This is a genomic window from Sphingobacterium sp. SGL-16, assembly GCF_011043515.1.
GTDB classification, from domain to species: Bacteria; Bacteroidota; Bacteroidia; order Sphingobacteriales; family Sphingobacteriaceae; genus Sphingobacterium; species Sphingobacterium litopenaei.
The window spans coordinates 12,605-37,931 of the sequence record NZ_JAAKGQ010000014.1 but is presented as its reverse complement, the minus strand read 5'-3'; the positions used below and the strand labels follow the sequence as shown (position 1 = coordinate 37,931).

The 25,327-nt window shown below is 35.6% G+C and carries 17 protein-coding genes, 1 tRNA gene and 1 riboswitch; of the genes, 9 read left to right on the top strand and 9 right to left on the bottom strand.

Going from position 1 to position 25,327, the window contains the following annotated elements; genetic code table 11:
• Positions 1-10 precede the first annotated feature (10 nt).
• Complete coding sequence (locus G5B32_RS06930; protein ID WP_165290819.1) at positions 11-1,798, top strand: chloride channel protein; 1,788 nt, start codon at positions 11-13, stop codon at positions 1,796-1,798.
• Between the two features lie 18 nt (positions 1,799-1,816).
• On the opposite strand, the gene G5B32_RS06925 is transcribed toward G5B32_RS06930, so the two are convergent.
• The 4 genes from G5B32_RS06925 to G5B32_RS06910 form a co-directional block, all read right to left on the bottom strand.
• Positions 1,817-2,407: a riboflavin synthase gene (locus G5B32_RS06925; protein ID WP_165290818.1), complete on the bottom strand. Its 591-nt coding sequence runs from the start codon at positions 2,405-2,407 to the stop codon at positions 1,817-1,819.
• Between the two features lie 774 nt (positions 2,408-3,181).
• Positions 3,182-3,253: transfer RNA gene (locus tag G5B32_RS06920), tRNA-Arg, on the bottom strand.
• A 50-nt stretch (positions 3,254-3,303) separates the two neighbouring features.
• On the bottom strand, positions 3,304-3,897 hold the full coding sequence (locus G5B32_RS06915) for a hypothetical protein (protein ID WP_165290817.1): 594 nt from the start codon (positions 3,895-3,897) through the stop codon (positions 3,304-3,306).
• A gap of 12 nt (positions 3,898-3,909) precedes the next feature.
• On the bottom strand, positions 3,910-6,210 hold the full coding sequence (locus G5B32_RS06910) for a TonB-dependent receptor (RefSeq protein WP_165290816.1): 2,301 nt from the start codon (positions 6,208-6,210) through the stop codon (positions 3,910-3,912).
• Positions 6,211-6,380: 170 nt separating this feature from the next.
• Between G5B32_RS06910 and G5B32_RS06905 the strand changes: the two genes are divergently transcribed.
• Positions 6,381-7,436, top strand: a complete 1,056-nt coding sequence (locus tag G5B32_RS06905; RefSeq protein WP_165290815.1) for an alpha/beta hydrolase — start codon at positions 6,381-6,383, stop codon at positions 7,434-7,436.
• Between the two features lie 13 nt (positions 7,437-7,449).
• On the opposite strand, the gene G5B32_RS06900 is transcribed toward G5B32_RS06905, so the two are convergent.
• Positions 7,450-9,099, bottom strand: a complete 1,650-nt coding sequence (locus tag G5B32_RS06900) for an ABC1 kinase family protein (protein WP_165290814.1) — start codon at positions 9,097-9,099, stop codon at positions 7,450-7,452.
• Positions 9,100-9,200: 101 nt separating this feature from the next.
• On the bottom strand, positions 9,201-10,214 hold the full coding sequence (locus G5B32_RS06895; RefSeq protein ID WP_165290813.1) for a hypothetical protein: 1,014 nt from the start codon (positions 10,212-10,214) through the stop codon (positions 9,201-9,203).
• A 124-nt stretch (positions 10,215-10,338) separates the two neighbouring features.
• Positions 10,339-10,406, top strand: a riboswitch (Fluoride riboswitch).
• A gap of 35 nt (positions 10,407-10,441) precedes the next feature.
• Here G5B32_RS06895 and G5B32_RS06890 point away from each other — a divergent pair.
• Complete coding sequence (locus G5B32_RS06890) at positions 10,442-11,734, top strand: voltage-gated chloride channel family protein (protein ID WP_165290812.1); 1,293 nt, start codon at positions 10,442-10,444, stop codon at positions 11,732-11,734.
• A 4-nt stretch (positions 11,735-11,738) separates the two neighbouring features.
• Here G5B32_RS06890 and G5B32_RS06885 read toward each other — a convergent pair whose 3' ends face one another.
• The gene (locus G5B32_RS06885; RefSeq protein ID WP_165290811.1) at positions 11,739-12,524 is read right to left on the bottom strand and encodes an ATP-binding cassette domain-containing protein; all 786 of its coding nucleotides are present in this window, start codon (positions 12,522-12,524) and stop codon (positions 11,739-11,741) included.
• Between the two features lie 311 nt (positions 12,525-12,835).
• Between G5B32_RS06885 and G5B32_RS06880 the strand changes: the two genes are divergently transcribed.
• Positions 12,836-13,090, top strand: coding sequence for a uroporphyrinogen decarboxylase (locus G5B32_RS06880; RefSeq protein ID WP_165290810.1), 255 nt, complete (start codon positions 12,836-12,838; stop codon positions 13,088-13,090).
• 36 nt (positions 13,091-13,126) lie between these two features.
• Here the strand turns inward: G5B32_RS06880 and G5B32_RS06875 are convergent, their stop codons facing one another.
• Positions 13,127-14,965, bottom strand: coding sequence for a UbiD family decarboxylase (locus tag G5B32_RS06875; protein WP_165290809.1), 1,839 nt, complete (start codon positions 14,963-14,965; stop codon positions 13,127-13,129).
• Between the two features lie 276 nt (positions 14,966-15,241).
• Here G5B32_RS06875 and G5B32_RS06870 point away from each other — a divergent pair, with 276 nt between their 5' ends.
• The 5 genes from G5B32_RS06870 to G5B32_RS06850 all read left to right on the top strand — a co-directional run bounded on the left by G5B32_RS06870 (position 15,242) and on the right by G5B32_RS06850 (position 23,973).
• On the top strand, positions 15,242-16,426 hold the full coding sequence (locus tag G5B32_RS06870; protein ID WP_165290808.1) for a deoxyribodipyrimidine photo-lyase: 1,185 nt from the start codon (positions 15,242-15,244) through the stop codon (positions 16,424-16,426).
• Between the two features lie 140 nt (positions 16,427-16,566).
• Positions 16,567-19,305: a 2-oxoglutarate dehydrogenase E1 component gene (locus G5B32_RS06865; RefSeq protein ID WP_165290807.1), complete on the top strand. Its 2,739-nt coding sequence runs from the start codon at positions 16,567-16,569 to the stop codon at positions 19,303-19,305.
• Positions 19,306-19,370: 65 nt separating this feature from the next.
• Entirely contained in the window at positions 19,371-20,606 is a 1,236-nt protein-coding gene (gene odhB, locus G5B32_RS06860; RefSeq protein WP_165290806.1) for a 2-oxoglutarate dehydrogenase complex dihydrolipoyllysine-residue succinyltransferase, read from the top strand.
• 374 nt (positions 20,607-20,980) lie between these two features.
• On the top strand, positions 20,981-22,804 hold the full coding sequence (locus tag G5B32_RS06855) for a DUF4859 domain-containing protein (RefSeq protein ID WP_206366819.1): 1,824 nt from the start codon (positions 20,981-20,983) through the stop codon (positions 22,802-22,804).
• Positions 22,805-22,995: 191 nt separating this feature from the next.
• Entirely contained in the window at positions 22,996-23,973 is a 978-nt protein-coding gene (locus G5B32_RS06850; RefSeq protein WP_165290804.1) for a c-type cytochrome, read from the top strand.
• Between the two features lie 46 nt (positions 23,974-24,019).
• On the opposite strand, the gene G5B32_RS06845 is transcribed toward G5B32_RS06850, so the two are convergent.
• Positions 24,020-25,096 carry a fatty acid desaturase family protein gene (locus G5B32_RS06845; protein ID WP_165290803.1) on the bottom strand — a complete coding sequence of 359 codons (1,077 nt, stop codon included), beginning with the start codon at positions 25,094-25,096 and terminating at the stop codon, positions 24,020-24,022.
• Between the last annotated feature and the right edge of the window lie 231 nt (positions 25,097-25,327).

The window sequence follows — 25,327 nt, the reverse complement described above, 5'->3', positions numbered from 1 at the left end:
ATCATAAGGAATGAATAGATTTTCTATAAAATTACAGCAATTGAATAAATGGCGGATGCAACGGGTTTCGAATAGAAACTTTATTATCATCCTTGCCTTTGTGGTTGGAATTGTCGGAGGGATTGCTGCTTCTTTACTAAAAGGAATGACGCATTCCATTGCCTCTTTTTTGCAGGATGATATTGATTGGCACTATAAATATTCCTTGTACCTGATTTTCCCTCTTATAGGTATTTTACTATCTGTTCTTTATTTGAGGAAAGTTTTGAGAGGTAAGAAATTTGAACATGGTATTACGCCAATTATTTATGCCATATCTCGAAAATCTAGCCGCATTGAACCTCATAATATTTATTCCCAAATAATTACTTCAGCGCTAACTGTTGGTTTTGGTGGATCGTCGGGATTGGAAGCACCTATTGCCCACAGTGGGGCAGCCATAGGCTCCAATATAGGTCGTTTTTTTGGGTTGAGTTATAAGGAAGTAACCATGTTGTTAGCATGTGGAGCTTCTGCAGGTATTTCAGGTGCTTTCAACAGTCCAATTGCCGGAATGATTTTCTCCATAGAAATTCTATTGACTGAATTTTCTATCCCGGTGCTTATTCCGCTTTTGATTTCTTCTGCTTTAGCAGCTGTCGTCTCAAAAATTGTATATAGTGAACCCTTATTCCACACTAGCGTAACCGATTGGAATGTTAACGCCCTTCTATTTTATATTCTCCTTGCAACTATAGTGGGGGTTTATACCATATTTTTCTCCAAATTCAGTCAAGCTGTCAAAGGCTGGCTCGGTAATATTCACAGTCCTTACATGAAGGTTTGGGTAAGTGGGGTGTCATTAGGGGTGTTAATATTTGTGTTTCCTGCTTTATATGGCGAAGGTTATTTGACCATACAACAGATTTTGGATGGTCAGTTCGATGCTATCGTTAAGAATAGTCTATTTGCTGATTTTCGTCATATAGGCTGGGTTATTGTTGCTTATACTACTCTTACTTTATTTGCTAAGGCACTGGCTGCGCTCGTTACGGTAAATAGTGGGGGTAACGGCGGTGTATTTGGCCCGAGTTTAGTCATGGGAGGTTTATTGGGATTTGCTTTTGCATATGGGATTAATCTTACTGGCTTGATAGAACTGAATGTTCCGAATTTTGTGATGGCTGGTATGGCAGGAGCATTGAGCGGGATTATGCATGCGCCTTTAACAGGTGTATTTTTGATCGCGGAAGTGACTGGAAGTTATATGCTAATGGTACCTTTAATGATTGTAACTTCTATTTCGTATCTAATTAATAGAAATGGTATGAAGCATTCTATTTATACGAAGGTATTAGCAGAATCTGGAGATCTAATTTCATATGAGGATAAAGATCGCACAGTCTTGAGCATGATGAAACTTCGTTATATTATTGAAACGAATTTTGTTATTTTACGCCCTGTGGAAACTCCTAATGATCGTAAAACGGATATTATACATTCCAAAAGAAATATCTTTCCTATAGTGGAAGCTGACGGTAAATTTTTGGGAATTATTTACAGTGAAAGGTTGTTTTCTATTTTATTGGGCGAAGAAGATGGTGTTAATCGAAATTTTATGACCTTAGCACAGAAACCCAATGATATTATTCGTATTGATGAAAATATGGATATTGTGATGAAGAAAATGAATAGGGAAGATGTTTGGATTTTGCCCGTCATTGATAAGAATGGAAATTACTTAGGTTTTATTTCCAAATCAGCTGTATTCAACAAATACCGGGCATTACTGATGCGGCAAGGTTCGTACCTAGAATAGAATTAAAAATAATGGCTCTTATCCTCTAAGAGCCATTATTTTTGAAACATATTTTCCTACTATATCAAATTCCAAATTAACCGTCGTTCCTATATCGACATGCTGCAGGTTTGTATGTTCGATGGTGTAGGGGATAATAGCGACAGAAAATTGATCTATTTGTGAATTCACAACCGTAAGACTTATTCCGTTTACGGTTATAGAACCTTTTTCTACAGTTATATTATTGGAAGAGGGATCATATTGAAAAGTAAACAACCAGCTTCCATTTTGATCTTCTCGCGCAATACAGACCGCAGTTTGATCCACATGCCCTTGTACGATATGACCATCAAAACGACCATTCGCTTGTGTACAACGCTCTAAATTCACCACGTCACCCACCTGCAAATGACCTAAGTTAGTTTTCTGTAATGTCTCATCAATAGCCGTTACCACATGTGTATTCGCATTAACTTCTACTACAGTTAAGCAAACTCCATTGTGCGATACACTTTGATCTATTTTCAATTCATTTGAAATGGATGATTCAATATGAAAATGAATATTAGACTGTTCTTGTTGAATGTTTTTGACTATACCTAATGTTTCTATAATCCCTGTGAACATGCGAATTTATTTTTTACAAAAATACACAAACTATTCGAGAATAATCTTCCTGCATGAAGAATTGGAGATAAACGTTAAATAAGGAAATAGAATGGGGGGGGGAAGTATAATAAGGGAACAAAAAAATATATGTATTGATAATGTTACATTGAAGATTAGCTGTAAATTTTAAATGTAATTTATGCTTAATTACTAAAAGAAAAATTCATAAAAAAGGCTTTCAATAATAATATACGCAGTTTTTTATTGTTTAAAAGAATAACAACTTCTTTCAAATGCCATGATTTTTAAACCAAAAGCAATAGTAAAATATTGCTAACAAAAACTTTTTTTCAAAATCATTTGCATATGTGTAAAAAGTACACTATCTTTGGTGTATCATAATTTAGGTTTATAATTGGTTATCGAAGGTTTTCATTCTCCCCGTTTGAAAACCTTTTTTTATTAATATTATCTAATTGATTACCAGAATTTTAATGAACCAATAGTTAAATAAATAATATTTTTTGCAGTAAGTATTTGGAACTTAATAAATTATTTTATTACCTTTGTGAAGGTTTAGGTTGATTTACCTCGTAATGAGGTTTTATTAAGCCTAAGAATTCGCTCGAATTTCTTAGGCTTTTCTTATTTTAAAGAATTAAAAAGGACTTTTTATTTGCGAAAAGTCCTTTTTGTTTTTGTATAAATATGATTTTAATGGAACTTATAGCAGTTTAACACAAAACATAAAAGCTCATTTACGAAAAGTAAATGAGCTTTTGTGTTTTTAAGTGCCCGCGGCGGGAGTCGAACCCACATCGGCAGAACCGGAATCTGATATTCTATCCATTGAACTACGCAGGCGGTTTCGCAAAAATATCATTTTTAGGCGAAACTAAAATTAGTTTTTGATATTAATGTCCGTGACCTTCTTCTACAAGGTGTGCTTCGAATTTTAAATCCAAATCTATAGCACCTAATTTGATTGCAGTATTGTTCCAATCGGAAGCTTTCAGCGTTTGTTTTGATGCTGCATTAAGATGACGCATGATGTAATTTAATACGACAGATGCTTCTTTTTTCGGCGTGATGTATGCTGTAATACCAACATTATTTTCGTCTCCGTACACAAATTCCAGTGTGGCGTTATCTGCGCCTAATAAGAAAGCTTGGTGACTTTCTGAACGATTTAAGAAGGTTTGCTCTGAAGCCCTTCCAGCAAAGTCTGTAGTTTTCAATGATAATTTATACGTTTCGCCGACATGTAAATCCAAATGCGTACCCACTTCAGGCAAATAGCTTGGTGCTTGGAACTTGATGCTTTCTACTTCTCCACCTTCGATTGACGTATATATAGTTTTACCGTCTTTAATTTCTTTTTCTACAGGAGTAAAAGTTAAGGTAGCTGTACTTAACTGTTCTTGATCAACTTCTGGAATTGGATCATCTTTTGTACATGATGAGAATGCAAATACGCTGATCAGAGCTATTAAAATGTAATTTTTCATAATATATAAGTGTTAGAATGTGTAATTTATCTTTAAAGATGTGTTTCTTCCTGGGCTATGTGTGTAATATCTAAATCTGTCCAAATAGTCCTTGTATGCTGTGTTGAAAATATTTTCTACCGATAAAAGCAAACCGATAGAATTCATATTTGGTAATTTCCAGTTGCTGCTAGCTATTAATGCGAAAGTATGATAGCTTGCGGGAGGCGCCGCGAAATCTGAATTCGCTTCATATCGCGTTTGACGTGCTTGAAATTGATGTTTAAGCTTTAAGTAGGAATTATTATTTTCTTTTAGCAAGAATTTGTAAGCAATAGCTTGTTGTATTCTATCCGCTGGGATGTAAGGCAAGTAGCTATTTTTACTTATGTTTTTAGCTCTTACCGAAGAAAATCCCATTTCGTAAATTGTTTTTTTACCTAAATCAATATGCGCCTGTAAATCCAATCCATAGAAGACCGCATTATCCTGCTGATATTGAAAAATTGGAAAGGTGCCTCGAATAGTTTGACGTACAGAATCAGGATAAGGTTGACTGTAGATGTAATTGTCAATCATTTGAGTGAATAGATCCGCATTAACTGCTAACCAAGGAGTTTTGTATTGCAAAGTATTGACCCACTTTAACCCCTTCTCACTTTTCAAATCGATGTTGCCGATTTCATAAGTACCAGTTCCATGGTGTATTCCATCGCTGTACAATTCACTAGCAGATGGCGCACGCCAAGCTAAGGAAATTGTACTTTTCCAAGTGAAGTGTGAATTTATGGCTAAAGTATTGCCCACTACACCCGAAATATTATTGAAATGTCTTCTGTCCTTTAATAAATACTGTGGTACTGTTCCGTCATCGTTCATTTTGTCATAGGCAAATCGATAACCTGCAGCATCGAAATATTTATAATCATAGCGAGCACCTAATTCAACCTGGTTTTGTCCATATAGAATCTTGTGATTGGCAAACAAGGCGATATTATGATTATCAAAGTTTGGAATGATTGGCGTAGTACCTGTACCTGCAGTATTATTGTTTATTTGTAAAGAACCTACTAATCCGACTTGCGTGTATTGATTAGAATAAACAGCTTCTACTTGTTGTGTAGTCAATACCATATCCGCCATAGGTGTATTATCCGATTGGGCGCGACGTAAATCAAATTCCCGACGGTGATTTTGTTGAATACTATAATATGTTTCTAATTTTTGATTCTCATCAATTTGATATTGGTAAGTCAATTTTGCCAATTGATGCGTAACCTTCTGTTTTGGAGCGGCAATTTCATAGGAGAAATTATAGTTTTCGAATGGTCTTCCATATGCAATGCGTGCAAAAATGTCTTCTTTCGTACCTATATGCGCGCCTTGGAAAATTCCTAATTCAGTCCCGAAATGACTGAAGAAAATGGAAAAGTCGTGCTTTTCTTTTTCGTACTGCAGAAATGCATTACCATTTAATTCATTTTTTCCAGTATTTCCGATGTAATAATCTGGTGTTTTAAGATTTCCAGCTTTCATCGCCGTAATGCCTGCACGATAAGAAAAATGGCCTTTAGTTCCTTCCAATTGCGTATTGAGATATCCACCACGACCATTGGTATGTGCCCCAAGACTTACATTTCCTGCTAATTCTTTATTTTTAATAATATCTTGTTGCTCTAATTTTATCAGACCACCTAAAGCGTCCGCTCCGTAGCGAATGGCTTCTGCATTTTTGAGAATAGAAATTTTTTGGAATGCAAAAGGGTCAATTTCAGGCGCGTGATCCAATCCCCATTGCTGGCTTTCATGTCTCGTACCGTTATTCAGCGTAATAATACGATTACCATATAAACCATTAATCATTGGTTTGGCAATAGTTGCCCCAGTACGAAGAATGCTTACACCTGTGATATCAGCTAAAGCGTCTGCTAAGTTTTTGCCTTGACTTTCTTTACGTTGCTCGATTTTTAAGGTGTTTGCAGTATTGTTTGGACCTGCTTTATGGACATTGACCTCGTCTAAATCAATGGATTTTGGTGTTAGATAAATATTAAAAACAGTGTCTTTTGAAAGGTTTACACTTAGCTTTTGAACTTTATAAGCGACATGTGAAATATCTAGATTTAAAGTTCCTTTTGGAAGTCCATTTAAATTAAATTCACCTTGGTGGTTAGATAATACCGTGATTTGATTGCCGATCCGTATATAGGCGTGAACAATGATTTCTTTCGTGTCATCGTTTAATACTTTTCCCGAGATATGGATTTTTTGTTGAGCTTGTACAGCTCCAAAGAAGACTAAATTGTATATCAAAAAAAGTATAATTCGATTCATGAAAAATTCGTTGTTGCAACAATGCTACAAAATTATATCAAATGCATCAAAGTTGCAAATTAAATGCATCAAAGTTGCATAAACTTTTCTCAAACCAAAACCTGACTTAATTGTGTTATATTGGATAATAATAAAAATCTATGCTTTTCTGTCTTTTTCAGAACTTTAATATGAGATTATTCTTTTATTCAATTTTACTTATTGGGTTATGTATTTCATGTGGAATACAGCATAATGCACCCACTGCGGTAAATCCCAATCGTCAAATTCCACCGCGCACTACGATTGCATTTGTAGACCAGTATGGAGCATTCTATCCCAACGATTGGAGTAAAGTGTATGGTATCCCGCCTCGTAATGGGAAGAAGAATGCATATTCTTTGAGTAAATTAGCAGAAGAGAAATCCTTGTCCAAGGATTTAGAAAAATTCGAAAAAGAATACCTCAGCCTTTTAAAGAAACATTTACAGAATAAGAAGCGTGTTTTTATTTTAATTCATGGATTCAATGCTAAAGAACGAGAGGTAACACGTAATTACGAGCGTATTCAAAACAAGCTTAATCTTACCAATTCGGATGAAGTCATTCAATTCTATTGGGATGGATTGTATACCAAAAATCCTTTCTCCAGTTTGAAAACGTGGTTCACAGCTTCGGATTATTCTCAATATGTGGGAAAATTCGCGTTGCGAAAGATTTTAAATAGTATTTCAAACAAGGATGTGTATTTAATTTCGCACAGTAGGGGAGCATCGGTCATTATGTCCGCATTGAGTTCGGCGCCGATAGATAGTGTGAAGATGTCTGATGTGGTAGAAAACCATTATATAGATACTGCAAGTTTGCAAAACGACCTTATCCGCAATCAGAAAAATAGGATTTATGCTATCGCGTTGGCGCCTGCTATTGGAAAATCAGATTTTGAAATTAAACATGAGGACAGCATTTATAATGTGCTATTTACACCACAGCTTAAAGCTTTTCATATTTCTACGAATAAAGACGATTTAATGCTCAAAAAAGTGGTTGGTTGGCTGTCCAATAAATTACATCCTACAGATTTAGGTTACAAAAGCGACTCTTTTGAGGAATTGTCCCAATCATATAAATTTTTGAAACGAACGGATTTTTCTGGTTTACGATCCCATCATTTTATAAATTACATTCAAGACAAGCACTTCAATGTAATTCTCAAAGAATATAAGCTAAACAAAGTAAAAAAATAATATGTGGGGTACTCTAATTATTCAACTTGTATTTTTTGAGCATCATTTTAATAAAAATAGCAAAAGAGAATGCAAATAAAATCCAAGAAATAACAGATATGCCTTGATAATTTACTTGCTCTACATTGGCTAATAGACATCCACCTAAAAATAGCACAGCGGAAATAACAAGCATTCTATTCAACGAATTGTTACGAAGTTCTTGCGATCGGAATCTTTCAAATTCACGGTAATTGACCGAAACTTTGAATTCTCCTTGATTGAACTTGTCGATAATAGAAGTGAATGACTGAGGAGCGCTATGTAGCATACGACGCATTTCCCAAAGCGTCCCCACATTGTCTTCCAACAATTTTTCTGGAGATATACGTTGCGTAGCTATTTTAGTAATGTATGGTTTTACTTTGTCCACAATATTGATTTGAGGAGAAAGTTCCCGACCAATTCCTTCCATAAGTACAATACCTTTGACCAGAAGATAAATATGTTCGGGCATAATGATATTGTTTTCATTCAAAAGATGAGAAAATTTGCTAAACAAGGCTTTTATATCCAGTTCTTCTAAAGAATGCGTATTGATTATGTCCAACATTTCTTGAAAAGCACGAATCAATAGTTTATCATCCTTGATATCAACATGCAGTGCCATTTTCTTTAATGTGTTCACTAGTCGATTAGCGTCTTTATAAATGAAGTAAACAACGAAGTCTTCTAACAAATCCTTGTCGTTTGGAGACATTTTAGCAACCGCGCCCAGATCAATAAAAGAAACTTTTCCAGTTGGAGTAACCAAAATATTGCCTGGATGCGGATCCGCATGAAAGAATCCATGTTCAAGCATTTGGGTAAGGTAGAGATTGAAGCATTTGTCCAATATCGCTTCAGGGTTAAGATTTAAGGCTTGAATACCTTCCTTATTATTAATTTTAACACCTTCTATATAAGAAATACACAATACATTATCATTGCTCAACTCCGGATAAACTTTCATGGTCTCGATGTCCGGATTTCCTCTAAAATTCCGTCCGAAAAGTTGAATATTCTTTTGTTCGTTTGTAAAGGATAATTCTTCTTGAATACTTGCTGCAAAAGCATCGAAAACATGTAAAAGGTTTATTTCGCGTACAACGCTGTAATAGTTTGTCAATAATTCGATGATATCTTTCATCAACAGCAGGTCTGCATGAACGATTTCTTTGATACCTGTCCGTTTGAGTTTTAGGATAACCTGTTCTCCAGATTGGAGTTTGCCTACATATGTTTGAGCAATGGAGGCTGAAGCGATAGGCGTATTATCAATTTCAGTAAAATAATCACCTACTGCTATTTCCAGTTCCTTCTCAAGATGAGGAATCAAATCAATCTCTTCGGGAAGCACATTGTCCTGTAATTTTTTGAATTCTTTGATTAAAGCGGAAGGAAACAAATCTTCACGCGTGGATAATGTCTGTCCAAATTTCACATAGGTAGGTCCTAGTTCTTCAATAGCACGGCGTACACGTTCATAAAAAGCGGAATCTTGCGCTATTTTGGCCTCATCGGTACTGTCGGAATTATTATCGAGCTTTGACTTAAAGTCTTCAAAACCATACTTCGTTAATATTTGCATGAGTTTAGCTGCTCTTTTAAGCTTAGCCTTTTGTCTGTCTAAAATTCCGTCCATATGAATTACTGTTTTTGTCTACCCATGCATAAATAATACCTAATTGCACTAAATTGTTTGTATTACAATAAAAAAATAAGGCATTAGAAATTTCTAATGCCTTATTTTTTCCAAATAGATTGGTCAAATCTATACAGTAATGTAAACGCTTGTTGATTATCCATTCCATCTTTATGAAAGTGAAAAGAGGCGGTAAATTTCCCGTCTATGTTTTTGCTTTTAAATGGTATCCAGCCTAAATCTAGTCTATTGTATTTATCACGATGATAAAATGAGTCGCCGTTAGGAAGATTGATTGCATCTCCTAAATACAACGTGTTATGTAAAAAGACTTTCTTGTATCCTAGATGAATGTTGTTTATAAAAGCTTTGCTGTTTGTATTATATTCCGTTCGTACTCGGTCGTAGCCTAAAACTGTTCCTGCATCAATTGTCAACGAATCCAATGCTGTACTCGCGGAAAAATCCAATCCTAAACGTAATACTAGCACAGCGTTATCTTGAATATGTGTGGTCGGATCTTCCACATTCGTCAATGCATTGTGATAGAGTGTTCCATCATTAGCAAAATACCCTTTGCCAAATTTATAATGTCCTGAAATACCTGCTATAAATCGTTCTCGGTTTTCTGAACCTTGTTTGCTCAGCCAATCGATGTAAAGAGACTGCAAAATTTTGCTTGTATGGTAGTTGAAAAATATTCCTTCCAAATTGGGCCTGTCATACAATAAAGTATCAGCTAAAACGACTAGTGGAATGTTTTTTAGCTTTTCGTGACGTGGTATGAATCCAATTCCAAAATCAATCCGTTCAGAATTGTAGTTATAATAAGCTATGGGATTGACTTTGTTCTTATTTTCGGAATTTATACCAAAATCTTGATTATAATGTAAGCCACCTACTAACTGATGATTTCTGTCAAGCTTGATGTAGAGTTGAGGCGAAAGAATCGCGCCAAAGAAGGTTTTGTCTATGGTATATGGAGCTTTATACTCTCTGTTGTCGGCATAGCCAAAAAAATCAATCTTTGTTCCTACTTCTTGGCCTTTAGTATGATGAATGGAAATACAGCAAAGAGTACAAACGGTTGAAGCAAGAAATTTTGATAAGTTCATCGCTGGGATTTTGTTTTACACAAAAATAGAAAAAGAGGTAGAACTTTAGGGAAGAAGCGTGAGAAATCACCAAAAAAATAAAAATAGGATTGAAAAATGGGATGAACGCTTATATTTGTGTCAAATAATTAAAGGAAATGGTGTTCTTCCTTAACCAACCGCTAAAAAATAGCTGATGACGCCTGATGAGTTATTCAATTTATTTTATAATTTGATCAGGAGTTTTTATGTCAGAAAATAATCAAACCAAATCAAACATTCTTACGGCTGTATTGAATACTAAATCTATTTATGCCTATGCATTGAAATGGATCGGTCTTAGTTTATTGCTTTCGATATTAATAGGATCTGCTTCAGCAGGATTTCTTATTTCATTAGAATGGGTAACAAACTACAGAGAAAGTCATCTTTGGATTATAGTATTTTTGCCGATTGTAGGTTTTCTAATCAGTTGGATATACGACAAATATGGCAAAAATTCTGGTCAAGGAAATAATCTGCTAATTGATACTATTCATGATGGCGAAGAAAAGATTCCGTTTAGAATGGCACCTTTTGTTTATATAGGAACAATTTTAACGCATATGTTTGGTGGTTCTGCGGGACGTGAGGGTACTGCTTTGCAAATGGCTGGAGGAATTGCAGATCAATTTTCGAAATCATTAAAACTTAATAAAGAAGATCGCAGTATACTGTTAATTGCGGCTGTGGCAGGAGGTTTTGGGGCGGTGTTTGGTACGCCATTGGCAGGTGCAATATTTGCTTTGGAGTTTTTTTTAATAGGTCGTTTGAGGTATAATGCACTATTTCCAGCGTTACTAACTGCAGTTTTATCAGATCAATTCACAACACTTTGGAATGCACACCATACACATTATTCTATAGATTTTGTGCCTGAACTTAATTTTCAAGGAATTTTGTATACCCTAATAGCAGGTGGACTTTTTGCTTTATGTGCTGCAACGTTTAGTAAAGGGATGCAGTGGATGTCTGGTTTTTGGAAAGCAAAAATCCAATATGCCCCTTTACAAACCTTTGTAGGAGGGCTGTTCGTGATTGCTGCAGTTTATCTATTGGGAACTTCAAAATATATCGGGCTGGGTATTCCCACTATTGTTTCTTCGTTCAATCAGCCTTTACCGGCTTATGATTTTGCGTTGAAAATGATTTTCACCGTGGTGACTTTATCTGCAGGATTCAAAGGGGGAGAAGTGACGCCATTGTTTTTTATAGGAGCGACTTTGGGTAATGCCTTGAGCTTTTTTATTCCATTGCCCATGGGGTTGCTTGTCGGAATGGGGTTTGTGGCTGTATTTGCGGGAGCCACAAATACGCCTATTGCCTGTACCTTAATGGCCATAGAATTATTTGGTGCCGATTGTGCGGTATATGTTGCGATAGCTTGTTTTACTTCGTATTTGTTTTCAGGAAATACAAGTATCTATAGAAGACAGATTGTGGGCGAACCCAAAAATCCAGCTCAACGGGATATCCTCGGTAAAAGATTGAACGAATTGTAGTGAATTATTCTTCATCAAAAGTTCCTTCAGGAACATAGAACATTTCTAAATCTTTTTTAGATTCAATTCTTCTGCATCCACCATTTTGTAGAAGAACTATTCTTGTAGCAGTTTCGAGTACAGTTTGGTAGTGATGATCTGAGATTATAAAGCCTTTATCATTGTGTGAAAGAATGATTTGTTGAATTCGTTCTTTCATATAAGGTGATACTCCCGAAAAAGGTTCGTCTAATAAATAAAAATCAGAATTTTTTTGTAATAAAATCATGAGTTCCAAATAACGTATTTCTCCGCCAGATAATTCTGCAACCTTTTGATTTTTGATGGTGACGATGATTTCGTCGTCATTTAATAAGGCGTTTTGTTTAATCTTATCCTCTACCATTAGTTTGATTACGTCTGTCACTGCTAAATAATTGGGAAGGAATTTTTGCTGAGGTAAATAGCAGATATTTTTTGACAAATATCCTTTGCTATACCTAATGTCATTAATTCTAATGAATGCCAATTTTGGTTTTATAACACCAAAGATTATTTTCATGAGGGTTGACTTTCCACAACCATTTCTACCTAATAATCCGACCACTTCGCCTATTTCGCATTGAATATGAACCCCAGTTAATATATCGACGGAATGTGTGTAGGAAAATTCTATCGAATCAGCGTACAATAGCTTTTTTAGAGTATCCATAGCAACAGTGAAAATAGACTTGAGATAACTGTATTGATTAAGAATGTATATAAGATTATTCTTGTCTTCGAATATCCGATGTTGAGATATACGTACCAAACACTATGGTAGAAGTAGAGGTAAATAGCTATTGTGCTCATAAATCCAAATGTCCCAAAAGTAAGGGGAAAAGGATTAGAACTCACTAAACTAAAAGCAATTGAGATTGCTAAGTTTATAAAGAATAATTGCTTGTATGCGAACCAATAAACTTTCATGCATGAGGATGGTTTGTATAAAAATACTAATATTTGGATTTGCTGAAGAGGGATTCACACTATTTAACAATATATCTATTTGTTAGAAAGTGCTGAGTTAAATGATGTTCAAACAATGAAGGTTTATTTGTGTTATTTGTAAAAGTTTCAACCATGGACAATCTTATCACCCAAATTAGTGGCTACGCAGCTTCATTTTTCTTAATTATCTCTTTTTTGATAAAAGACCAGATAAAATTGAGAGCAGTGAATTTAATTGGTTGTATATTTTTTGTGATTTATGGCTTTCGGTTAGATTATGCTTGGCCTATTATTATTCCAAATGCTATAATTGCATTTACGCAGATTTATTATTTATGGATAAAACCGATTCCAAAAGAAGAAAGTCAAGAAGATAATATAAACTAAAAGCATCGAAATTTCGATGCTTTTAGTTTATATTATTTAACCTATTCCGTGTAAAGAACCACCTTTTGCAAATAGACGGTCAATATGTCGTTCTACTGTTTCATCTTTTATCAAATCAGGCGCATGATGCGGCTTACGTCGTGAATCGATGATTATTGGCCCTTCGCAGCCCCAATGTTTAAATCTAGTAAAGGATTTGATTCCGTATATATCGTATGCTGGATTTGATTTAGTGAAAGTTTCCCAAACAAAATTATTTTCATTTGCACTCGCGAAATTAGCATTATTCACCAATACTAGAAGTTGAATTCCATCAAAATTAACTTCTTTGGCAGCATTTGTCCAAGCTTCTAATACTTTTTCTTCATTTTCGTAAGAAGTGAAATCCGCACCTTCTAGGACTAGAATGCCTGGTAAAGCAAGTTTAGCCTTATTAAAAGGTCTTGGTAAATCTATATTTGCTAGAATTTCAGTCGCTAGCTCTCTTTTTTTAGCTCCAGCAGCTGCAAAGATAACTTTCGAACCAGCATTCAATCCATCACCTGTATAATCCAAGGTGTCAATAGTCGTGTTAGTTTGGAAATGTAAATCTCTTGTGTTGTCAATTCTTTCCAAAATATGGGTGAAGAATCCTTTGATATCATGTATGTCCAAATTGGGATTATCTTCTCCAGCAGCAATAAATAGATATTTTGCTAAGCTTAGTTGATTCTTACCTAAAACCTGATTCGCAATTGTCAAGATTTCCTGCGGTCTATCAACTTTTTGGTATGGCGTATACGATTCACGACCAATAGCAAATAGAAGTGGGTGTACGCCAGCTGGGTCTACCGCGTGAATTGCTTTCAATCCGTTAATTTCTTGCGGAATAGCTGAGCCTGTGATTTCGTGAATCAAAGCACCAAAACTTGTATCTTCCTGAGGAGGACGGCCGACCACTGTAAAAGACCAAATCGGATCTTTCTTGTGGTATACGTTGTGCACTTTCATCAACGGGAAATCATGTGTCAAACTGTAATAACCGATATGATCTCCAAAAGGTCCTTCTGGTTTGTTCTCACCTGGATAAACTGTTCCTGTGATTACAAAATCTGCATCTGCTGAAATACAAAATCCCTCCTCATCGTAAAAATAACGGAATCTTCTATTGCCTAAAGCTCCGGCAAAAATCATTTCAGATAAACCTTCTGGCAACGGCATTACTGCCGAAAGGGGATGCGCTGGAGGACCACCAACGAAAATACTTACTTTAAGTGGTTTGCCTATGGCATTAGCTTTTTGTTGATGAACCCCGATGCCACGGTGCAATTGGTAGTGCAAGCCTATCTCTTTATCTTGTATATAATCGTTTCCTGATAATTGGATGCGGTACATACCCAAATTGGCTTTCATAATGCCGGGTTTGGTTACGTCTTCTGTGTATACTTGTGGCATTGTCACGAAAGTGCCACCATCCATGGGCCAATTGACAATTTGAGGAAGCTTGCTGATTTGTGTTTTACCATATAAAATGGATGCACCAGATTTCTTTTTCCAAGGTAATGCGCCTAAAGCTACAGCGGAAGAGCCAATATATTGAAAAGGATTTTTAAGCACCGCAGTAGGATCCATCTTCACATCTACTAATTTTTTGATGTGATCTAAGGTATCCCTAAACATAAACTTCGAACGATCGAGCGTGCCGAATAGATTGGAGACAGCAGGAAATTGTGAGCCTTTGATATTTTCAAAAAACAAAGCTGGACCTTCTGCATCAAATACACGCATATGTATAGCCGCCATTTCTAAATATGGATCTACTTCTTCTTTGATTCTTATCAAATGACCGTGTCTCTCTAAATCAGCCACACATGCTGCCAAACTTGGGTACCCCATAATTTTTCGAAGTATTTGTGAATTGCAAAAATAACAGATTATTTCACTTTATCGTACTTTGTAAATGCTTCATATATATTAAATATCTGTCACCACTTATGTTTTTCTACGCTCAAATTCTTGATTGTGTAGGATAACCTGTATTACTCAATTATTGTTAGATTTATATTGTTAGAATTGTGTAATATTGGGTTGCCAAAGTTTATTTATACAGATAAATACAATATCTTTACGAATTAACATTCTAAATTAAGAGGGACTTCGCACAATTTTATAATGAGTAGAAAGGTAATACTAGTTTGGTTTCGAAACGATTTACGTACATCTGATAATGAAGTATTGTTCTCAGCCGTTGAAAAATCAACTTTCGTAATTCCTGTATACATTTTTGATCCACGTTATTATACCGAAGGAAAATACGGATTCTCCAATACAGGAGATTTACGGCAGCAATATATTGTACATTCTGTAGCAGCTTTGAAAGATAAGCTACAAAAACTTGGTGGCGATTTATTGACTTTCGAAGGTTATCCTGAGGAAATCATTCCGCAATTAGTTCAAAAATATGAAGTAGATGAAGTCTACCATCATCGTGAAGTTGCTAGACGAGAGACACGTATTTCTGAGCTTGTAGAAGAATCATTGTGGCAAGTAAAACGTAATTTGAAGCATTTTATTGGTCATACAATGTACCACAAAGAGGATTTACCTTTTCCTATTAAAGACATTCCAAACGATTTCAATACGTTTAAAAAGAAAACAGCTAAGGAAAGTTTCGTACGTGCGTGTTTGCCGGATTTAGAACAAATTTCATTGCCACCTCATTTAGAAAAAACGGATTTCCCATTCGAGATAGATACCAATTCCTTAGTAAATTATGGTGAGTGGGCTGCTCAAAATGCGCTGGAGACTATTTTGTCAAATACAGATAACAAAAGAGATTTGTATACCACTATTTCTCCATTTTTAGCATTAGGTGTATTGTCTGCTACACAAGCCTTCCATTTTATTCAGTCTAAAATTACAGCGCAGAATAAAAAGAAGATAAACTTTATTTTGGACGGTTTATTGTGGAGAGATTATTATCGCTTTATGCTGAAGAAATTCCCTAACTGTTATTTCAAATCTTCAAATGCGTTAAATAATGATTCACAAATCGTTCAGTCATTTATTGAAGGGAATAGTGATGATGGAGAAAGTAATGCTTTGGTTCAAAAATTGAACGAGAGAGGAGAATTGACTAGAGCGGAGCGCGAATATCTAGCTTTGTATTTTATCTATGAACTAAATCAAAATTGGTTGATTGGTGCATCTTACTTTGAACAGCAACTGATAGATTACGCTCCAGCTACAATTTATGGCTTTTGGGCTCACGTAGCAGGAGAGGGAACAAGTGTGAAAAACAACAGGTCTAAAGCGGACTGGGAAAGAATAAAAAAGAGTAAAGAACAGGTAGTATAAGATTGAAAATTATCCATAAAAGTCAAAAATATTTCAGTAGCTAAAACTTTGATTTTTATGGGACAAAATATCAAATTTCAATAGGTATTACTGCTTTTTTATTCTTAATTTTGGCGAATTATTTAGACTATAACAAAATAATGGATAAACTGACATATTTGAGTAATGCCGATTCAAGTTACATTGACGGCTTATATCAAGCTTACAAACAAGATCCAAATTCGGTAGATTTTGGATGGCAAAAATTTTTCGAGGGATTTGAATTTGGCCAAAGTTCTGAGGGCGTGGTAATTGAAGATGAGAACGTATCAGAACATGCGCTTAAAGAAATCAATGTATTGAATATGATTCACGGGTACAGAGACCGTGGTCACTTATTTACAGATACTAACCCTGTTCGTGAGCGTCGTAAATATTACCCAGGCAAAGAATTAGAAACATTCGGTTTGTCAGAAGCTGACATGGATACCGTTTTCAATGCAGGTATTGAAATTGGTCTTGGTCCAGCGAAATTGCGTGATATTCGTCAGATGATTGAAGATACTTACTGTCGTTCAATCGGTGCTGAGTTCAAATATATCCGTAATCCAGAGAAAATTAAATGGTTGCAAGATCGCATGGAAGCGGATCGCAACAAACCTAATTATACAGTAGAACAAAAGAAACGTATTTTACAAAAAATCAATAGAGCAGTAGTTTTTGAGAGCTTCTTAGGAACGAAATTCTTAGGTCAAAAACGTTTCTCTTTGGAAGGTGCTGAAAGCTTAATTCCTGCATTGGATTCAGTAATTGAAAAAGGTGCGGACTTAGGTATCCAAGAATTCATGATTGGTATGGCGCACCGTGGTCGTTTGAACGTATTGGCAAACATCATGGGGAAACCATACAAAACTATTTTATCAGAATTCGAAGGTAAAATGTACAAACAAGAAGATCCTGAGTTGCAATTTGGCGGTGACGTAAAATACCACTTAGGTTATTCTTCAGATATCAAAACTGACAACGGTAAAAGCATTCATTTGTCATTAGCACCTAACCCATCACACTTAGAGACTGTAGATCCTATCGTAGAAGGTATGGTTCGCTCTAAAATTGACATGAAATATGATGGTGACTCTTCTAAGATTGCACCTATCTTAATTCATGGTGATGCAGCTATTGCTGGTCAAGGTGTTGTGTACGAAGTGACTCAAATGTCTAAATTGGATGGTTACAAAACTGGTGGTACAATTCACATTGTAATCAACAACCAAGTAGGTTTCACTACTAACTACAAAGATGCGCGTTCAGGAACTTACTGTACTGACGTAGCTAAAATCACTTCTTCTCCAGTATTCCATGTGAATGGTGACGATGCTGAAGCTGTAGTATACGCAATCAACTTAGCGGTAGAATACCGTCAAAAATATAAAACAGACGTTTACATCGACTTATTATGTTACCGTCGTTTCGGTCACAACGAAGCGGATGAGCCTAAATTCACGCAACCTTTGTTGTACAAACTAATTGAAAAGCATGCTAATCCTAAAGAAGTGTATGCTAAAAAATTAGAGGCTGAAGGTACTATCGATTCGAAATACGCTAAAGAAGTAGAGAAAGAATTCAAAGATTACTTGCAAACACAATTGGATGCTGCTAAAGCTGTTGAAGTTTTAGTTGATGAAGTTCCAATGTTTAGCGGTGCTTGGAAAGGTTTACGCCCTGCTAAGAAAGCAGATATCTTCAAACCGGTAGATACTAAAGTTGACGATAAAACTTTCTTAGAATTAGCTAAAGAAATTACCTCTTTACCAAAAGATAAAAAATTCTTCCGTAAGATCTCTAAATTGTATGAAGACCGTGCAGCAATGATCGGTAAAGATTCATACGATTGGGCAATGGGAGAGTTGATGGCTTACGCTACATTGTTGAATGAAGGTAAACGTGTTCGTATCTCAGGACAAGATGTTCAACGTGGTACATTCTCTCACCGTCACGCGGTATTGACATTAGAAGATTCAGAAGAAAAATACGCTCCTTTGGCTCAAATTAAAGGTGGTGATAAATTCAATATCTATAACTCATTCTTATCAGAATACGGTGTGTTAGGTTTTGAATACGGCTATGCTTCTGCCAACCCTCAATCTTTGACAGTTTGGGAAGCTCAATTTGGTGACTTCTACAATGGGGCTCAAATCGTTGTTGACCAATACTTGAGTTCAGCAGAGACAAAATGGAAACGTTCAAACGGTTTAGTAATGATGCTTCCTCACGGTATGGAAGGTCAAGGTCCAGAGCACTCTTCAGGTCGTATCGAAAGATTCTTGGAATTGTGTGCTAACGACAACTTAATCATTGCGAACTGTACTACGCCAGCGAACTACTTCCACTTATTGCGTCGTCAATTAGTACGAGACTTCCGTAAACCATTGGTCGTATTTACTCCAAAAAGTTTGTTGCGTCACCCTAAAGTAGTTTCTCCTTTAGCTGACTTTACAACAGTTAACTTCCAAGAAGTAATTGATGATACTGCAGCTGATACAAAAGCAGTAAAACGCGTATTGTTCTGTTCTGGTAAAATTTATTACGAATTGTTAGATCGTCAACAAGCTGACAATCGTACTGATGTAGCAATTGTTCGTATCGAACAATTGTATCCTTCACCTGTAGAACAATTGCAAGCTATTCACAAGAAATACAATAAAGCAACAGAATTCATTTGGGTTCAAGAAGAAAATGAGAACATGGGTGCATGGCCTCACTTCTGCCGCAAGTTCCGTAGAACAGACATTGAATTCACGGACGTAATCGCAAGAACTGAAAGCGGAAGCCCTGCAACAGGTTATATGAAACAACACGTTGCACAACAAGAAGCAATTATTAATAAAGCATTTGCATAAACAAAAATAGAAGACCGGCGTTGTAATAGATAACTATTGCAACGTTGGTTTTAAAGAATAAACACATGAGCTTAGAAATCAAAGTCCCTACCGTTGGTGAATCAATCACCGAAGTAACATTAGCCCAATGGCTAAAACAAGATGGTGATTTCGTCGAAATGGACGAAAACATCGCTGAATTGGAATCAGACAAAGCTACATTTGAATTACCTGCGGAAAAAGCTGGTATTCTACGTATCATCGCTCAAGAAGGCGATACGTTGGAAATCGGTGCTGTAGTATGTACTATCGAAGATGGTGATGCACCTGCTGGTGAGAAAAAAGCTGACGCTCCTGCTGCTGCTGAATCGGCTGCTCCAGCTGCTAAGGCAGAAGAAGCATCAGAAGATACTGACTCGTACGCTGCTGGTACAGCTTCTCCTGCTGCCGCAAAAATTTTAAGAGAAAAAGGTATTGATTCTTCAACTATAAAAGGTACAGGTAAAGACGGTCGTATCACAAAAGAAGATGCAGGAAAAGCACAAGCTAAACCTGCAGCTCCTAAAGCGGAAGCAAAACCAGCTGCTGCTGCGCCTGCTGCTACTCCAATTGTTGCTGGTGCACGCAATGAGCGTCGTGAGAAAATGAGTTCTTTACGTAAAACTATCGCTAAGCGTTTAGTTTCTGTGAAAAATGAAACTGCTATGTTGACTACATTCAATGAAGTAAACATGCAACCCATCATGGATTTGAGAGCTAAATACAAAGACGTTTTCAAAGAGAAACATGGTGTGGGTCTTGGTTTCATGTCGTTCTTCACTAAAGCAGTGACTACAGCATTGAAAGAATGGCCTGCAGTAAACGCGCGTATCGAAGAAAACGAAATCGTTTATTCTGACTTTGCTGATATTTCAATTGCAGTTTCTGCGCCTAAAGGTTTAGTAGTTCCTGTTATTCGTAACGCGGAATCACTTTCTTTACAAGGAATTGAAAAAGAAATCATCAACTTAGCTACTAAAGCGAGAGATAATAAATTAACTATTGACGAGATGACTGGTGGTACATTCACTATTACTAATGGTGGTGTATTCGGTTCGATGATGTCTACGCCGATTATCAACGCACCTCAATCAGCTATCTTGGGTATGCACAATATTGTGCAACGTCCTGTAGCGGAGAACGGTCAAGTGGTAATTCGTCCAATGATGTACATCGCATTATCATACGATCACCGTATCATCGACGGTCGTGAGTCTGTTAGCTTCTTAGTTCGTGTTAAACAATTATTAGAAGATCCAGCTCGTTTATTATTAGAAGTATAATAGTATCCTATATTTTATACTCAAAAGCCTCATCATATTTGAATGGGGCTTTTGTTTTCAGTTTGCTTCCATTTTTTGTATAAAACATGTAATCAACCTAACTTATTATTTCTCAGTAACTTCTTTTATGCGAGAATATGGTTGTTATTGGTTAAGTTTTGATTGTTTTGGATAAAATATCTTATCTAATTTCGATATACGTTGTTGAGTAGTTTTTATTACTTGTTGTAAATCAATATGCTATAATTGCCGGAATTTACTTAGCAAATTAATTTTCAAGCATTATATGCTAATTATAAACTTATAACATTACCTTACCCATGATCAGCTTATATCAAAAAAAATCGAATTTCTACAAATGGCTTTTTGTCTTCATGATGATAAGTTTAGTACCCTTTTATTCTTGTGGCAAAAAAGATGTTATAGAGGAACCTATTGTGGAAGAGGAGCCTGTAGAGGAGCCAGAACCAAATAATTCCCTTAAAATATATATACCGAAAGAATTTGCTAGTTCAGGTTTTGAATCCAATGTCAACAAGTGGGCTTACTCACGTAGCAAACAGTCTGAGCATTTTATTTTATTCTGGGAATCAGGTTATGGTGATTTGCTTCCTTCGGATAGTAAAGTCCCAGCTGATTATCGAGTGGATATTGACAATCTAATTCTTAAAGCTGAAGAATTTTACAAGTTAAATGTGGACCAGTTGAAATTTGCAACGAAAGACAACAATTCATCTAAGTTGGAATCCTATAAAATGATGATCTTTTTGCATTATACAAAAGACTGGATGGCATACGGAGGAGGTTATGATGATGTTATTGGAGCTTTATGGATTAGTCCTAGTACTTGTCAACCTGTGGGAGCTACTATAGCACATGAAATTGGACATAGTTTTCAGTATCAGGTACGATGTGATTTAGGAGCTAATCATGGGTTTAGATATGGTTTTGGTGGAAATGACGGAAACGGTTTTTGGGAACAGACCGCCCAGTGGCAGGCTATGCAAAGCTATCCGGAAGAAATTTTTGCTACACACCACTTTCCTGTATATCTGGATAATCATCATAGACATCAGCTTCATGAGAATTATAGATATGCTAATTATTTCATTCATTTTTATTGGGCAAGTAAGCATACAAATCAAATTATTAGTAAAATCTGGAGAGAGTCAAACAAACCCGAAGATCCCATTCAAGCCTATATGCGTCTAACGAATATTAATGCGCAGCAGCTTAACGCTGAAATTTATGATATGGCTTCAAAATTTGCGACTTGGGACTTGAATGAACTACGTGCTAGGGGTAAAGATTATATAGGTAGACAAACTAATAAATTTGATGTGCTTCCGAATGGTCAGCTTCGAATCAAATATGTACAATGTCCAGGAACGACAGGATTTAACGTTATTGGTTTAGAAGTACCTCAATCAGAACAACAGATCACAGTAGATTTTGAAGGTTTAGTGAATGCAACAGGATATAATACTGTTCAAAATCCAAGTCGCGCAGGTTGGCGTTATGGTTTTGTGGCTCTATTAAAATCGGGAGCACGTGTGTATAGTCCTATGTATGAGGATGCAAAATCTACAGTTTCTTTTTTGGTTCCTAATCAATGTGAGAAGTTGTTTTTTATAGTTACAGGAGCTCCTTCAACTTATATGCCTCATCCTTGGGACGAAAATGAAAATAATGACGATCAATGGCCATATCAAATTAAAGTTTCGGGTACAGAGGTAATTGGTTACCCTAATATTGATAATTCGCAAGAACCAAAAGATATAACTTTTACGCATAATTTGGAGATACCCTTTGATGCAGTTTCTTATTCTGGCGTTACGGTTCAAGTAGATCAGAGTGCATTAGCAAAAGCATTTGTTTTACATCCAGATGCAATAAAAAGTTCAATTGGTACTGTTATTAAATTTTATGCAGTTGAAAAAAATGGCGATCTCAATGGTAATAATACTGCTCAAGGATTGGGACATTGGTTTTCTGCCGAAGGCAATGTAACAAATTGGGGATCGTCTGCTAAAGTTTTTTCTGAGTTTAATAAAGATGCTTTACTGTTTACAATAGGTCAATATCCTAATCAAACTAAAGTTGGAGATACATTTACTATCAAACAAAAATTACAATATGTACTTAATGATGGGCAAAAAGTCAGCGCTACTTTTGTCTTTAATATCAAAATAATCTAGCATAACTAGGGAGATTAAGGCGGTTTAAATTTTTTATAGTACTTCATTTCAAAAGTTCGAATTAATAAAAGAGAGCTTTTAGAATGAAGTATTTATTTATATTTTAATTTTATATTAAAATAAATCCTAAAAATAAAAATATTTTAATAATTTTATTTTCAATTTACTAACCAACTTAGTTATCTCTATTTATGAATAAACTTTTCAAAGTTATCATAATAGTACTCGCTTTTGTACTATTATTGGTGCTGTTTGCAGGAGTATATCTCATCACCTTTATGCCTAATATTAGTCCCGCTCCACAACTTAATGTAGAAAAAACGACGGAACGGATTGAACGAGGGAAGTATTTAGCTCATCATGTCACGGTATGTATGGATTGTCATAGTTCCCGAGATTGGTCCAAATTTTCTGCTCCGCTTGCAGGACAGTTAGGTGCTGGAGGTGAAATCTTTAATAATGATATGGGCTTCCCTGGCACCATATATTCCCTTAATATAACCCCATATAATTTACAACATTGGACGGACGGGGAGATTTTTAGAACCATAACGACAGGAGTGGATAAAGATGGTAAAGCATTATTTTCGGTGATGCCTTATCATAATTATGGGAAGATGGATAAAGAAGACATTTATAGCATTATAGCTTATATACGCACATTAGACGCGATAGATTCTGAAGTTCCGGAAAGAAAATTGGAATTTCCTGTAAATCTATTAGTAAATCTTTCTCCTCAAGAAGCAAGTTTTAGTACTATTCCTGATGAATCAGATCGCATAGCCTACGGTGGTTATTTGATTAATGCAGCCGGATGTGTGCATTGTCATAGTCAAACAGAACAAGGTGCTATTGTGCCAGGAACCGAATATGGAGGCGGAATGGAATTTGTGCAGCCTGCAGGAATTGTTCGTGGTGCAAATATTACGATGCACAAGACAAAAGGTATAGGTACTTGGACAATGGAATCTTTTGTTAAGCGTTTTAAGCATTACGCGGATAGTAGCTATGTGCCAGAAGATTTAAAACCTACAGATTGGAATACACCTATGCCTTGGACCATGTATGCAGGGATGAAAGTTTCAGATTTAGAAGCTATTTATACGTATTTGAGTTCTTTAGAACCAAAAGATAATACAGTCGTCAAGTTCTCGCCACATAAACGCTAAAAAGTAAAGGGGCAAGATTTCACTAACCTTGCCCCTTTATTTTCTCTTATTTATAAGCTGGTTTTGCCATCAGCTTGATTACCTTAATATGGGATAGAAAAGCTTGCCAGAAGGATTTATACTCAATGTATGGAATGTTATGTTCCTCGCAAGTTTGTCTCACGATTTTATTAAGTGCAGGGTAGTGTACATGACTGATTTTAGGAAATAAGTGATGCTCTACCTGGAAGTTTAATCCACCTAATAACCAGGTCAAAACTTTATTTTTCGTAGAAAAATTTGCTGTTGATTGCAATTGATGTATCATCCACTCTTCTTCAACCATAGAATTATTTATAGTTTTGAATTCTGTATCGGTAACCACATGCGCTAATTGGAATACAATTGCTAAACACAAGCCGCATACAACGGCTGTAATCAATAATCCCAATAGAGCTGTAGCCCAACCTAACATATAAATAGGAATAACTATAAATAACACAAAATGAAATATTTTGGAAGACCAGAATATTAATTTCTCGTGAAGAGGAAAGTGAAATTTATCCTCGGAATGCGGAGCCATTTTTTGTCTAAAATATTTTTCATAATCCTGATAGAATATCCATGCTAAATAGGAAATACCATACAGAAATATAAAGTAAATATGCTGATATTTATGATGTTTCTTAAGTTTTTGATCGTGATGTATGCGCATAAATTTTACTTCAATATCATGATCTTCACCATCAATATTGGTATAGGTATGGTGTGCAATATTGTGTTTTAATTTCCAGAAGTAAATGTTACCACCTAATAAATTAAGACTGTAGGATAGTACAGTATTTAACTTTTTATTGTCTGAAAATGAATTGTGGCCTGCATCATGCATTATGTTAAATCCAATAGCGGCCAGATTCACACCGAATATTAAACAAAGTAAAATGCTAATGGACCAATGGGGTTGGACGAATACTAAGATGCTATATATTGCTAAAAAAGAAACGAGCAATACAGATGCTTTAATGAAAATTCTTCTATTTCCGGTTTTTTTGGTGAAAGTGCTACTAAAATAATTATTAGTTTTTTGCTTTAGGCTTTTTGAGAATAGTGAATTCTTTTGATTGAACTTGATTGTTTGAGTCATTATTTATTTGACTTATTTGGGTGTTGGATAGTCACTTCCAATATTAATTTCTTTAAATATACTTATAAGAAATCAGATATTTTTCTTTTTAACATAATTTGACAATTATTCTGTATACTGATGATATTTTTATAATTTTCTAAATATTTATTACATACTATAGTGCATGGGCTACTACTGTATACCGTTTTTGGAGGGCGTCGGAACCCTGTGGCGCGGTGGTGGTAGTCC

Coding starts and splice junctions, on each gene's coding strand:
- G5B32_RS06930 (WP_165290819.1), top strand. CDS start 11: ATGAATAGATTTTCTATAAAATTACAGCAATTGAATAAATGGCGGATG.
- G5B32_RS06925 (WP_165290818.1), bottom strand. CDS start 2,407: ATGTTCACAGGGATTATAGAAACATTAGGTATAGTCAAAAACATTCAA.
- G5B32_RS06915 (WP_165290817.1), bottom strand. CDS start 3,897: ATGAAAAATTACATTTTAATAGCTCTGATCAGCGTATTTGCATTCTCA.
- G5B32_RS06910 (WP_165290816.1), bottom strand. CDS start 6,210: ATGAATCGAATTATACTTTTTTTGATATACAATTTAGTCTTCTTTGGA.
- G5B32_RS06905 (WP_165290815.1), top strand. CDS start 6,381: ATGAGATTATTCTTTTATTCAATTTTACTTATTGGGTTATGTATTTCA.
- G5B32_RS06900 (WP_165290814.1), bottom strand. CDS start 9,099: ATGGACGGAATTTTAGACAGACAAAAGGCTAAGCTTAAAAGAGCAGCT.
- G5B32_RS06895 (WP_165290813.1), bottom strand. CDS start 10,214: ATGAACTTATCAAAATTTCTTGCTTCAACCGTTTGTACTCTTTGCTGT.
- G5B32_RS06890 (WP_165290812.1), top strand. CDS start 10,442: ATGTCAGAAAATAATCAAACCAAATCAAACATTCTTACGGCTGTATTG.
- G5B32_RS06880 (WP_165290810.1), top strand. CDS start 12,836: ATGGACAATCTTATCACCCAAATTAGTGGCTACGCAGCTTCATTTTTC.
- G5B32_RS06875 (WP_165290809.1), bottom strand. CDS start 14,965: ATGGGGTACCCAAGTTTGGCAGCATGTGTGGCTGATTTAGAGAGACAC.
- G5B32_RS06870 (WP_165290808.1), top strand. CDS start 15,242: ATGAGTAGAAAGGTAATACTAGTTTGGTTTCGAAACGATTTACGTACA.
- G5B32_RS06865 (WP_165290807.1), top strand. CDS start 16,567: ATGGATAAACTGACATATTTGAGTAATGCCGATTCAAGTTACATTGAC.
- odhB (WP_165290806.1), top strand. CDS start 19,371: ATGAGCTTAGAAATCAAAGTCCCTACCGTTGGTGAATCAATCACCGAA.
- G5B32_RS06855 (WP_206366819.1), top strand. CDS start 20,981: ATGATGATAAGTTTAGTACCCTTTTATTCTTGTGGCAAAAAAGATGTT.
- G5B32_RS06850 (WP_165290804.1), top strand. CDS start 22,996: ATGAATAAACTTTTCAAAGTTATCATAATAGTACTCGCTTTTGTACTA.
- G5B32_RS06845 (WP_165290803.1), bottom strand. CDS start 25,096: ATGACTCAAACAATCAAGTTCAATCAAAAGAATTCACTATTCTCAAAA.